The organism is Pseudomonas sp. 22526 (assembly GCF_052044735.1).
Lineage (GTDB): Bacteria > Pseudomonadota > Gammaproteobacteria > Pseudomonadales > Pseudomonadaceae > Aquipseudomonas > Aquipseudomonas piscium.
In genome coordinates this window covers 232,353-245,622 of sequence record NZ_JBQENK010000006.1, presented here as the reverse complement: position 1 = coordinate 245,622, position 13,270 = coordinate 232,353, and the positions used below count along the sequence as shown (strand labels likewise).

Genomic DNA, 13,270 nt, shown 5'->3' with positions numbered 1-13,270 from the left:
CGCTCCTACAGAAAAGGGACGCTGAAAAAGTTCCTTCCTTTTTGCGCCAAAAGAGATGTTATATTGTATCAATACAAAACAAACCCCTGATTCAGACACCTCGCCGTGTCACGCCTGTTCTCTTTTGACTCAAAGCGCGCTGTCCTGCGCTGCCAAGGAATGACCGATGTCCCTCTCTGCCCACCGCCCTTCTCGCTCTCTACTCTGGCGTCTTAGCCCTTTGTCCGCCGCCTTGCTGTTCGCCTCCCAGGCCCACGCCCTGGAGCTGCAACCGCAGGTCATCACCGCCAACCCGCTGGGCAGCCAGCAAACGGCAGCGCCGAGCACAGTACTGGAAGGTGACGAGCTGACCCTGCAACAGCAAGGCAGCCTCGGCGAAACCCTGAATAAGCAGCCGGGCGTGTCCTCGTCCTACTTCGGCCCGGGCGCCAGCCGGCCGATCATTCGCGGCCTGGATGGCGACCGCATTCGTCTGCTGCGCAACGGCGTCGGCGCCCTCGATGCTTCGTCGCTGTCCTACGACCACGCGGTGCCGCTGGACCCGGTCAACGTCGAGCGCATCGAGATCGTCCGTGGCCCGGCCGCCCTGCTGTATGGCGGCAGCGCCATCGGCGGCGTGGTCAACACCTTCGACAACCGCATCCCCACCGAAGCCATCGAAGGCATCCACGGAGCTGGTGAATTGCGCTACGGCGGTGCCGACACCACCCGCAGCAGCGCGGGCAAGCTGGAGGCCGGCAACGGCACCTTCGCCCTGCACCTGGACGCCAACTCGCGGCAGTTCAACGACCTGAAAATCCCCGGCTACGCTCGCAGCCGCCACGCCCCGCCGAGTGAAGACGGCAACGGCAAGAAGGGTCGCCTGGGCAACAGCGACGGCCGTCAGGACGGCGGTGCCATCGGCGGTTCCTACACCTGGGACGACGGTTACGCCGGGCTGTCCTACAGCAACTACGACTCCAACTACGGCTCGCCCGCCGAGGAAGATGTGCGTATCCGCATGAAGCAGGATCACTACGCTTTCGCCTCGGAACTGCGCAACCTCGACGGCCCCTTCAGCTCGCTGAAATTCGACGCCGGCTACACCGATTACGAACACCGCGAAATCGAAGGCGGCGAGACCGGCACTATCTTCAAGAACAAGGGTTACGAAGCCCGTGTCGAAGCCCGCCACCAGCCCCTCGGCCCGCTCAATGGGGTGATCGGCACCCAGGTCAGTCGCAGCGAGTTTTCCGCGCTCGGCGAAGAAGCCTTCGTGCCGCAGACCGATACCGACAGCGCCGCGCTGTTCATCCTCGAAGAACTGCAGGCCACCGAGCGCCTGAAACTCAGCCTCGGCGGGCGCCTGGAGCACACCCGCGTCGACCCGGACAGCAAAGGCAACGAACGCTTCAGCCAGGCCGACAGTTCCAGCAGCTTCACCGCCGGCAGCCTGTCGTCCGGCGCGGTCTACACCCTGACGCCGATCTGGTCCGTGGCCGCCACCCTGGGCTACACCGAACGCGCCCCGACCTTCTACGAGCTGTATGCCAACGGCGCCCACGTGGCCACCGGCACCTATGAAGTCGGCGACGCCAACCTGTCGAAGGAAAAAGCCGTGTCCAGCGACCTGGCCCTGCGTTTCGACAACGGCACCCACAAAGGCAGCGTCGGGGTGTTCTACAGCCACTTCTCCAACTACATCGGGCTGCTCGGCAGCGGCCGCACCCTCAACGATGAAGGTGAGGAAGACGCCGGCGGCATGCCGGAATACACCTACTCCGGGGTCCGCGCGCGGTTTGCCGGTATCGAGGCCCAGGACCACTGGAAGCTCGGCGAAAGCGCCTACGGCAAGTTCGCCCTGGAACTGTCCGGCGACTACACCCGCGCCAAGAACCTGGACAACGGCGAAGCCCTGCCACGCATCGCGCCGCTGCGCCTGAACAGCGGCCTGTTGTGGGAACTGGACCGCTGGCAGGCGCGCATCGATGTCGAACACGCCGCCAGCCAGCGTCGCGTGCCGGACAACGAAAGCGGCACCGACGGCTACACCACCCTGGGCGCCAGCGCCGGCTACCACTTCGACATCGGCAGCAGCCAGTGGCTGGCCTTCGTCAAGGGCGAGAACCTGACCAACCAGACCGTGCGTTACGCCAGCTCGATCCTGCGCGACATCGCCCCGGCCCAAGGGCGCAGCATCGAGGTCGGCTTGCGCACCACCTTCTGAGTTCCCTGACCCGCGACGGCCTGCAACGGGCCGTCGTGCCACGGCTTTCCTGGCGCTCAGCGCGCCGGCAGGCCCTACGCTCCAGGTGGCAAGGCAGTACTGTTACCGAATCCGAAATGATCCATGTCAACAAAAGCCCTTTCTCTCGCCAGGCCCCCTGATTTATTCTTCGCGCCGCTCAAGCTGAATCCTTTAATCCTGCCCTTTGAATCAGCTGCATTAACGTGCTCGCACTGCCGTGAACCGAGCTACGTCGAGCCTTTGCTTGCCTGCCCATTTCCCTGAATAAGACCAAGATTTCACCTATGTCAGACGTTCGAACCCTTAAAGACAGCGCTGTCTCTGGCCCTGCCGCCCTACACAAAACCATGACCCTGCTCGGCGCCCTCGGCCTGGCCACCTGCGCCCAGGCCACTCCGGCCTTCGACAGCGAGTCCCCCTGGATGCTCGGCGACTGGAACGGCAACCGCACTGAGCTTGCGAAAAAAGGCTACGACTTCAAGATCGACTTCGTCGGCGAAATGGGCTCCAACCTGCATGGTGGCTACGACCATGACCGCACCGCGCGCTTCAGCGACCAGTTCGCCTTCGGCAGCCACCTGGACCTGGGCAAGATCCTCGGCTGGAACGATGCCGAATTCCAGCTGACCATCACCAAGCGCGACGGCGACAACATCAGCAACGACCGCATCAACGACCCGCGGGTCGGCGGCTTCACCTCGGCCCAGGAAGTCTGGGGCCGCGGTCAGACCTGGCGCCTGACGCAGATGTGGTACCAGCAGAAATTCTTCGACCAGAAGCTCGATATCAAGGTCGGCCGGTTCGGCCAGGGCGAAGACTTCAACAGCTTCCCCTGCGACTTCCAGAACCTGGCGTTCTGCGGCTCCCAGGTCGGCAACTGGGCCGGTAGCGTCTGGTACAACTGGCCGGTCAGCCAATGGGCGCTGCGGGTCAAATATCACCTGACCCCTGAGCTCTACGCACAGATCGGCGCTTATGAGCAGAACCCGTCCAACCTCGAGCGCGGCAACGGCTTCAAGCTCAGCGGCAGTGGCACCCAGGGCACCCTGCTGCCGGTGGAACTGGTGTGGACGCCGAAGCTCAACGGCCTGCCGGGTGAATACCGCGCCGGTTACTACTACAGCAGCGCCAAGGCCACCGACGTCTATAAGGACAGCAACAGCCAGCCGGCGGCCTTGAGCGGCGAGGCCTATCGCAGCAGTTCGAGCAAGCACGGCCTGTGGCTGGGCGCGCAACAGCAGATCACCAGCCTGGCCAGCGACCACTCGCGCGGCTTGAGCCTGTTCGCCAACGCGACGATGCACGACAAGAAGACCAACGCCATCGACAACTACGTCCAGGCCGGTCTGGTCTACAAGGGCCTGTTCGATGCGCGCGCCAAGGACGACATCGGCTTCGCCATGGCCCGGGTCCACGTCAACCCGGCCTACCGCAAGAACGCCGAAGCGACCAACCAGGCCAACCTCATCCAGGACTACGACAACCCGGCCTACCTGCCGCCCCAGGACACCGAATACAGCGCCGAGCTGTACTACGGCGTGCATGTCACCAACTGGCTGACCGTACGCCCGAACCTGCAATACATCCGCCACCCGGGTGGCGTGGACAAGATCGACGACGCGCTGATCGGCGGGATCAAGATCCAGAGCTCGTTCTGATGAGCCCTGGGGCTCGCTCAATCTGAATAAAACTGTTTTTCCCCAAACACCGCTGAACCATGCCCGCGCCTGATCGTCATCTACAGTGAACAAGCGCGGGACTACCTTAAACGTCACGGAGAACCACACTATGAGCACTGATGGTGCTTCAAGTCCGAGCCGCCTGCTGCCGAGCCTGCTCGGTATCTTGCTGCTGCTAATGGGCCTGGCCATGCTGGCCGGGGGGATCAAGCTGAGCATGCTCGGCGGCTCGCTGTACTACCTGTTGGCCGGTATCGGCCTGATCGTCAGCGGCGTGCTGCTGCTGGCGGGGCGTAGTTCCGCGCTGCTCGTCTACGGGGTGGTGCTGTTCGCCAGCTCCGTCTGGGCACTGTGGGAAGTCGGCCTGGACTGGTGGCAACTGGTGCCACGCCTGTCGCTGTTCTTTGCCCTGGGTGTGGTTCTGCTGCTGCCATGGTTCCGTCGTCCGCTGCTGCGCAACGGCTCGGCGCCGCTGGGTACCGCGGTACTGGGCGTGGCTGTGGTCCTGGCCGGTGGTGCCGCGCTCAACAGCCAGTTCACCAACCCGGGCGAGATCTCGGGCGAACTGGGCCGTGCAAGCGCAGACACCACCAGCGCCGCGCCGACCATGCCCGAAGGCGACTGGCAGGCGTATGGCCGTACCGAGTTCGGCGACCGCTACTCGCCGCTGACCCAGATCACGCCGGCCAACATCGGCAAGCTGCAGGAAGCCTGGCGCATCCGCACCGGCGACATGCCGACCGCCAAGGACCCGGTGGAAATCACCAACCAGAACACCCCGCTGAAGGTCAACGGCATGCTCTATGCCTGCACCGCCCACAGCCAGGTGCTGGCGCTGGACCCGGACACCGGCAAGGAAATCTGGCGTTTCGACCCGAAAATCCAGGGCCCGAACGGCGACGACTTCCGTGGCTGGGCGCACATGACCTGCCGCGGCGTGTCGTACTACGACGAAGCCAGCTTCAACAAGACCGACGCCATCAGCACCCCGGCCAGCCTCTCGGCCGCCGGCCAGGCCATAGCCGCCAGCTGCCCGCGTCGCCTGTTCCTGCCGACCGCCGACGCGCGCCTGATCGCGATCAACGCCGACACCGGCAAGGTCTGCGAAGACTTCGGCAACAAGGGCGCGGTAGACCTGAAGGCCGGTATCGGCCCCTTCACTCCAGGCGGTTACTACTCGACGTCGCCAGCCGCCATCACCCGTAACCTGGTGATCATCGGCGGCCACGTGACCGACAACGAGTCGACCAACGAGCCGTCCGGCGTGATCCGCGCCTTCGACGTGCACGACGGTCACCTGGTATGGAACTGGGACGCCGGCAACCCCGACGCGACCGCTCCGCTGCCGGAAGGCCAGACCTACACCCGCAACTCGCCGAACATGTGGTCCCTGGCCAGCGTCGACGAGAAACTGGGCCTGATCTACCTGCCGCTGGGCAACCAGATGCCTGACCAATGGGGCGGCAACCGCACCGCGGGCGCCGAGAAATTCAGCGCCGGCACCGTGGCCCTGGACATCGACACCGGCAAGCTGCGCTGGAACTACCAGTTCACCCACCATGACCTGTGGGACATGGACGTGGGCAGCCAGCCAACCCTGGTGGACATGAAGACCGCGGACGGCATCAAGCCGGCGCTGATCCAGCCGACCAAGCAAGGCAGCCTGTATGTGTTGGACCGTCGCGACGGCACCCCGATCGTGCCGATCCAGGAAGTACCGGCGCCGGCCGGTGCGGTCGAAGGCGACCACACCGCGCCGACCCAGGCCCGTTCGGACCTGAACCTGCTGCCACCGCCGCTGGAAGAAAAAGGCATGTGGGGCGCCACGCCGTTCGACCAGATGCTGTGCCGCATCCAGTTCAAGGAACTGCGCTACGAAGGCCAGTACACCCCACCGTCGATCCAGGGCAGCCTGATCTACCCGGGTAACGTCGGTGTGTTCAACTGGGGCAGCGTATCGATCGACCCGGTCCGTCACCTGCTGTTCACCAGCCCGAACTACATGGCTTTCGTTTCCAAGCTGGTGCCGCGCGCCGAAGTCGCCGCCGGCAGCAAGCGCGAAAGCGAAACCTCCGGTGTGCAACCCAACACCGGCGCGCCATACGCGGTGATCATGCATCCGTTCATGTCGCCGTTCGGCGTACCTTGCCAGGCCCCGGCCTGGGGCTACGTGGCCGGTATCGACCTGACCACCAACAAAGTGGTGTGGAAGCACAAGAACGGCACCAGCCGCGACAGCTCGCCCGTACCGATCGGCCTGCCCATCGGCGTGCCGAGCATGGGCGGCTCGATGGTCACCGCCGGCGGCGTCGGCTTCCTCAGCGGCACCCTGGACCAGTACATCCGCGGTTATGACGTGAACAACGGCAAGGAACTGTGGAAATCCCGCCTGCCAGCAGGCGGCCAGGCCACGCCGATGAGCTACACCGGCAAGGATGGCAAGCAGTACGTGCTGGTGGTCGTGGGTGGCCACGGCTCGCTGGGCACCAAGATGGGCGACTACATCATCGCCTACAAACTGTCGGAATAAGCCTTACCGGCGGTGAATGAAAAGGCGGCTACCTGCGGGTAGCCGCCTTTTTTTGTGGGTGGCGTTTGGGGGAGTTTCTTTGGCCTTTCATTTTATATTGCCCGGCCTGACGTCATCGCGAGCAAGCTTCGCTCCTACAGAAGCAGGATCGCAGTGTTCCGCTTCGCTTCTGTAGGAGCGAGGCTTGCCCGCGATAAGACCCGCCCAACCACCACAAGGCCCCTAGGTCGATAGCGATTCATGTAGCCGCTGCCGAGCCCGCGAGGCTGCGATCGTCTGCGTAGCAGACGCAAGGGCGGTATCCCCCATTTGCCTGATACACCGCGTTGCCTGGTTTGGCGTCCGCTTCGCGGCCGATCGCAGCCTCGCGGGCTCGGCAGCGGCTACAGGGCGAATTCCGATCCGAGATCGGTGTGGCAGCGGGTACAGCGAAAATTCCTACAACACGCGTCGACTCCCATCACCTTGTCCCGCCGGGCCCCGGACTCTATGGTTTGACCTGTCACTGCCAATTCAGTGACAGGGCGTAGGAACCCTTTTGATGACCCTCGGCGCGTACGCGTCCCGACTGATTGCGGCCCTTTTAAGGTGTCCGTAAGATCAGCCGCGGCGGCTGTGCGCGGGCACGTTTCGACGTGGCCGAGTCCCTGGGTATTCGGTTCCTACCCCGCGCACGGCTGCCACCCAAGCCCGTAGGAAGGCTGTTGGCGGCTCAGATCCCTACCCGGAGCCAGTTCAATGAAAAAAGTCGTTCCCGATCCGCCCGTTCTACCCACCCCACCCCGCCGCTACATGGCCCTTACCAGCAACGACTGCAGCATCCCCGCCTTGCTGATCGACACCGAGGCGCCCCTGGATGTGCTGCACGAAGCCGCCGCCCACCGCATCCGTGCCGCGATCCAGTTGCTGGAGAACATTGCCAGCGACGCCAACCTGCACAGCAACCCGGCGCTGCTCCAGGACTTCGCCCAGCTCTGCGTCATCCCCCTGCGCGATGGCTGCGACCTGCTGGACGTACTCGGCCGGCGCCTGCAGGAACAACTGCTGAGCTGAACCTCCAGCCGGCCCTGCGCCGACGCCCGTCCTCAGCCCAATAATTGCAAAGGGACATTAGCCCATCTGTGCTAATCGACCCTCCCCCATCCCGGCGATATAGTGCCAACCACTCACCCGCTCTTCTCAACACCGCCGCTCTGCGGTGTCGGGGCCGGCTGCGCCTTAGAAAACACAACAACGCCAAGGAAGAATCACCATGAACCTCCACCCCACTGCCCGTACCCTCACCCTGCTCGGCGGCCTGGTGCTCGCCCTGGGCGGTTGCGCCATTGCCAAACCCAGCAACGACGACCTCAAGAACCGCGCCCAGACCACCCTCGGCAAGCCCGTGACCACGGTCTCCAATGTGCGCAGCGACGCGTCCCAGACCTACTTCACCGCCAGCACCAGCAACGGCGAATACAATTGCATCTTGCCCAGTGGCGGCATGGTCGCCTTCGCCTCCATGGGCGGAGTCGTAGCGCTCCCCGCCGAGTGCACCAAGCAGTAAGCCGCGGCCCCATCACCGAGGTTCACAGCGACAGACTTCACACCCTGAAGCCGGGCCTGCGTATGTCTGGCCGCAGTGCCCGGAGCGGCCACCCAGCGCTGCTCAGCTGGAAATCCGCGACTTCGTCACCCAGGCCTCGAAGGCCTGGGCGGTCAGCGGCCGGCTGATCAGGTAGCCCTGGGCCGTGTCGCAATGCCAGCGCTCCAGCAGGCGCAGGCTGCGCTCCTGCTCCACCCCTTCGGCCACCACCTTGAGCCCCAGGTTGTGGCTCATCTCGATGGTGGAGCGCACGATCACCGCGTCGCCGCTGGTTTCGTCGAGGTTGCGGATAAACGACTGGTCGATCTTCAGCTCCTGCACCGGCAGCCGCTGCAATTGCGCCAGCGACGAATAGCCGGTGCCGAAGTCGTCCACCGACAGGCTGATGCCGCAGTCGCGCAGGCTCTGCAACACCTCCAGCGCCTGCTCCGGGTGGCGCATGATGGCGCTTTCGGTGATCTCGAAAATCAACTGCTCGGCGGACAGCCGATAACGCTGCAGCAACACGCTGACCCGCGCCGCCAGGTCGTGGCCATGCAGGTCGTCCACCGAGATGTTCAGCGACAACTGCAGATGCAGCCCGCGCATGTTCCATTCGGCCAGTTGCCGCATGCCCTCCTCGATCACCCACAGGGTCAGGCTGTTCATGCTGCCGGTGCGCTCGGCCAGGGGGATGAATTCCGCCGGCGAGACCATGCCGAACTCCGGGTGCTGCCAGCGCAGCAAGGCTTCGGCCTGGTGCACATGGCCATGGCGCAGGTCGAGCTTGGGCTGGTACAGCAGGAACAGCTCGCCTTCCGCCGCGGCCCGGCGCAGGTCGCGGATCAGCCCGACCTGACGCTGATGGGCCAGGTCGCGGTCCTGCTGGTAGATCTGCAGGTAACCGGGCTGGGCGGCCGCGTCGTGGCGGGCGATGGCGGCGCGGCTGATCAGCTCTTCCGCCGATTGTCCGTCGGTGGGGTAGACCGCCACGCCGATGCACACCTGGCGCTGTACTTCATCGCCATGAATGGTCTGCGGCCGGCTCAATAACGTGTGGAGCCGATCGGCCATGGCCACCGCGCCATCGATCTCGGTGTTTTCCAGCAACAACAGAAACTCGTTGGCGGTGATGCGCGCGGCGGTATCCCCGGTGGACACCGTCTCCGACAGCCGCCGGCTGACTTCGCGCATCATCTGCTCCACCCCTTCCGGGCCCAGGCCTTCGTTGATCGCCCGATAATCCTCGATGCCCAGGTACAGCAGCACCACCTTGCGCCCGGCACCGATGGCGTTGCTCAGGCGTTCCATGGCCAGTGCCCGGTTGGGCAGGCCGGTCAGGGGATCGTGCAGGGCGTTGTGGGCCAGTTGCAGCTCGCGGCTGGCGATCCCGCTCTGCATGGCGTTGATCGCCTCGGCCAGCAAGCCGAACTCGTCGGTGCGCTTGAGCACCACCGGCACCTGGTAGTTGCCGGCGCCGATGCGTTGGGCGGCCTCGGCCAGCACATTCAACGGCCGCGACACCCGCCGCGCCATGAACAAGGCGCCGGCCAGCGACACCACCAGCGCCGCCAGGGCAATCGCCAGGAACTCCCGGTCCAGCGGCGCGAAGGCCTGCAAGGCGTGGTCCAGCGGGCTTTGCAACAACGCCAGGACCTTGGGGTCGTCGGGATCGCCGGTGTTGGCCAGTTGCAGGGCCTGATTGAGGAAGCGCTTGCCGTGGGCATCGCTCAACTGCGGCAGCGCGCGCCAGGACGAGTTGCGCAGGGTGGTGATGATGGTGGCCCAAAAAATGTCCGGCTGAGTGCTGAACAGCTCACCCGCGCGCCCGTCCTGCAGGGTGAGGAAAGACACTTCCAGGTTGCTCATGGAACGCAGCTCGCTGGCGAACAGGTCGTCCATGCGAAACGCCATGACCACCCGGTTCATGTGCATCGGCGTCAGCACCTGCCCCTGGACCAGCAGATAAGGCTGGCCCTTGAGCGCGACGATCAACATGCTTTTGTTTTGCCGCAGGGCCGTGCGCAATGCGCGGTCGTAGGGGAAATGCTCACGCTCGGCGATCGCTCCCAGGGTACTGGCGATCACCGTGCCTTCGGCGCCGAGCACGAACAGTTCGCTGCCGCGGGTGCCGGTGCCGTGCTGACGCAGCGCCTCGAGAATCGCCTGGGAGTCGCCGCTGATCACCGCCTCGCGAAACTGCGAGTCCACCACCAGCCAGTCCACGCCATAACGCAAGCGTCGGCCACGCAGTTCGAGCAGGCGTTCGAATACCCGGGCGCCGGTTTGCAGCTGCACTTGCGCCTGGTTTTCCACCGCATGATTGGTCGCGGCCTTGACGGCGAAATACACCACCCCGATCACGATCAACAGCAATAACGCCAATACCCCGGTGATCCTTACCTGGAACGTATGGCGCCACTTCATGAGACGGCTCTCGTCGCCGCGACCTCACTGTTGTCGACCTTGCACACCCACGGCGACACCCGCCGCTCCCCGCTGAAAAGTCCCTTGATCATTACGCGTCCCTCTGGGCAGCTAAAGATGCGTCAAATAAATGCCATTTCCCTGACAACATTTAATCGGTCCAGATTAGACCGCCGAGAGAAGAAGATCACGCAATAAAATCAGGGGGTTCTCAATGTCATTTTTCTGTCACCGCCAATTTACCAGCGTTCCTGCGCAGAAATGACAGCCTCGCCATCGCCGTTTTGGAGGCTGCACCGCGTCCCGGCGACAAAGACTGAAATAATTGATCCGGCCCATGGGCCATTGAAACCGTCCGTCACCTGCCCCATCTAACTTCGCATACCCCATTGCGCAGGTGCCCCATGAGCGACCAGCAAGAACTTCCTGAAACCATGAGTGAATACGCCGACCCGGAAAACGCCGAACTCCACACCTCCTCCGGCAAGGGCCTGGCCCTGCCCGGGCAGAATCTGCCGGACAAGGTCTACATCATCCCGATCCACAATCGGCCGTTCTTCCCCGCGCAAGTCTTGCCGGTGATCGTCAACGAAGAACCCTGGGCCGAAACCCTGGAATTGGTGAGCAAGTCCGAACACCATTCGCTGGCGCTGTTCTTCATGGACACCCCACCGGAAGACCCACGGCATTTCGACACCTCGGCCCTGCCGCTGTACGGCACCCTGGTCAAGGTGCACCACGCCAGCCGCGAGAACGGCAAGTTGCAGTTCGTGGCCCAGGGCCTGACCCGCGTGCGCATCCGCACCTGGCTCAAGCACCATCGCCCGCCGTACCTGGTGGAGGTCGAATACCCGCACCAGCCGAGCGAGCCGACCGACGAGGTCAAGGCCTACGGCATGGCGCTGATCAACGCGATCAAGGAACTGCTGCCGCTCAACCCGCTGTACAGCGAAGAGCTGAAGAACTACCTCAACCGCTTCAGCCCCAACGACCCGTCGCCGCTGACCGACTTCGCCGCCGCGCTGACCTCGGCCACCGGCAACGAACTGCAGGAAGTACTCGACTGCGTGCCAATGCTCAAGCGCATGGAAAAAGTCCTGCCGATGCTGCGCAAGGAAGTCGAGGTCGCGCGCCTGCAGAAAGAGATTTCCGCCGAGGTCAATCGCAAGATCGGCGAGCACCAGCGCGAGTTCTTCCTCAAGGAACAGCTCAAGGTCATCCAGCAGGAGCTGGGCCTGACCAAGGACGATCGCAGCGCCGACATCGAGCAGTTCGAGCAGCGCCTGACCGGCAAGGTCCTGCCGCCCCAGGCGCAGAAACGCATCGAGGAGGAGATGAACAAGCTGTCGATCCTCGAGACCGGCTCGCCGGAGTACGCGGTCACCCGCAACTACCTGGAGTGGGCCACCGCGGTGCCCTGGGGCGTGTACGGCGAGGACAAGCTCGACCTCAAGCATGCGCGCAAGGTGCTGGACCAGCATCACGCCGGGCTCGACGACATCAAGAGCCGGATCCTCGAATTCCTCGCGGTCGGCGCCTACAAGGGCGAGATCAGCGGCTCCATCGTGCTGCTGGTGGGCCCGCCCGGCGTGGGCAAGACCAGCGTCGGCAAGTCCATCGCCGAATCCCTGGGCCGGCCGTTCTACCGCTTCAGCGTCGGCGGCATGCGTGACGAGGCCGAGATCAAGGGCCACCGCCGCACCTACATCGGCGCCTTGCCGGGCAAGCTGGTGCAAGCCTTGAAAGACGTCGAAGTGATGAACCCGGTGATCATGCTCGACGAGATCGACAAGATGGGCCAGAGCTACCAGGGCGACCCGGCCTCGGCGCTGCTGGAAACCCTCGACCCGGAACAGAACGTGGAATTCCTCGACCACTACCTGGACCTGCGCTTGGACCTGTCGAAAGTGCTGTTCGTGTGCACCGCCAACACCCTGGATTCGATTCCCGGCCCGTTGCTGGACCGCATGGAAGTGATTCGCCTGTCGGGCTATATCACCGAGGAAAAACTGGCCATCGCCAAGCGTCACCTGTGGCCCAAGCAGCTGGAAAAGGCCGGTGTGTCCAAGGCCAGCCTGAGCATCAGCGATGCGGCCCTGCGCGCGGTGATCGACGGTTACGCCCGCGAGTCCGGGGTGCGCCAACTGGAAAAACAGCTGGGCAAACTGGTGCGCAAGGCCGTGATGCGGCTGCTGGAAGAACCGGACGCGGTGATAAAGCTCGGCACCAAGGACCTGGAAGCCTCCCTGGGCATGCCGGTGTTCCGCAACGAGCAAGTGCTCAGCGGCACCGGGGTGATCACCGGCCTGGCCTGGACCAGCATGGGCGGCGCCACGCTGCCGATCGAAGCCACGCGGATTCATACCCTCAACCGTGGCTTCAAGCTCACCGGGCAACTGGGTGATGTGATGAAGGAGTCGGCGGAAATCGCCTACAGCTATGTCACCTCGCACCTCAAGCAGTTCGGTGGCGATGCGAAGTTCTTCGACGAGGCGTTCGTCCACCTGCACGTGCCGGAAGGCGCCACGCCGAAGGATGGCCCGAGCGCCGGGGTGACCATGGCCAGCGCCCTGCTGTCCCTGGCGCGCAGCCAGCCGCCGAAAAAGGGCGTGGCCATGACCGGCGAGTTGACCCTGACCGGGCATGTCCTGCCCATCGGCGGGGTGCGTGAGAAAGTCATCGCGGCGCGCCGGCAGAAGCTCTTCGAGCTGATCCTGCCGGAAGCCAACCGCGGCCACTTCGAAGAGCTGCCGGACTACCTCAAGGAAGGCATCACCGTGCACTTCGCCAAGCGTTTCGCCGACGTAGCCAAAGTGCTGTTCTAAACGCTGTCTGTAGGAGCG

Annotated in this window: 7 protein-coding genes; 6 read left to right on the top strand and 1 reads right to left on the bottom strand. The window is 64.1% G+C overall.

Annotated features, from left to right (window positions below):
- Positions 1-166: 166 nt before the first annotated feature.
- The 5 genes from ACTJKT_RS11660 (at position 167) to ACTJKT_RS11640 (ending at position 7,982) form a co-directional block, all read left to right on the top strand.
- Complete coding sequence (locus ACTJKT_RS11660) at positions 167-2,206, top strand: TonB-dependent receptor (protein ID WP_440787181.1); 2,040 nt, start codon at positions 167-169, stop codon at positions 2,204-2,206.
- Positions 2,207-2,511: 305 nt separating this feature from the next.
- Positions 2,512-3,885 carry a carbohydrate porin gene (locus tag ACTJKT_RS11655; protein ID WP_440787180.1) on the top strand — a complete coding sequence of 458 codons (1,374 nt, stop codon included), beginning with the start codon at positions 2,512-2,514 and terminating at the stop codon, positions 3,883-3,885.
- 130 nt (positions 3,886-4,015) lie between these two features.
- Positions 4,016-6,436 (top strand): glucose/quinate/shikimate family membrane-bound PQQ-dependent dehydrogenase, encoded by a 2,421-nt coding sequence (locus tag ACTJKT_RS11650; RefSeq protein WP_440787179.1) that lies wholly within the window; start codon positions 4,016-4,018, stop codon positions 6,434-6,436.
- Positions 6,437-7,174: 738 nt separating this feature from the next.
- Positions 7,175-7,489, top strand: coding sequence for a hypothetical protein (locus tag ACTJKT_RS11645; protein ID WP_440787178.1), 315 nt, complete (start codon positions 7,175-7,177; stop codon positions 7,487-7,489).
- A gap of 199 nt (positions 7,490-7,688) precedes the next feature.
- A complete protein-coding gene (locus ACTJKT_RS11640) occupies positions 7,689-7,982 on the top strand; it encodes a hypothetical protein (RefSeq protein WP_102678539.1) in 294 nt (97 codons plus the stop codon).
- Positions 7,983-8,084: 102 nt separating this feature from the next.
- On the opposite strand, the gene ACTJKT_RS11635 is transcribed toward ACTJKT_RS11640, so the two are convergent.
- The gene (locus ACTJKT_RS11635; protein ID WP_440787177.1) at positions 8,085-10,427 is read right to left on the bottom strand and encodes a putative bifunctional diguanylate cyclase/phosphodiesterase; all 2,343 of its coding nucleotides are present in this window, start codon (positions 10,425-10,427) and stop codon (positions 8,085-8,087) included.
- 404 nt (positions 10,428-10,831) lie between these two features.
- Between ACTJKT_RS11635 and lon the strand changes: the two genes are divergently transcribed.
- Positions 10,832-13,252, top strand: coding sequence for an endopeptidase La (gene lon, locus ACTJKT_RS11630; protein WP_097304913.1), 2,421 nt, complete (start codon positions 10,832-10,834; stop codon positions 13,250-13,252).
- Positions 13,253-13,270: the final 18 nt, after the last annotated feature.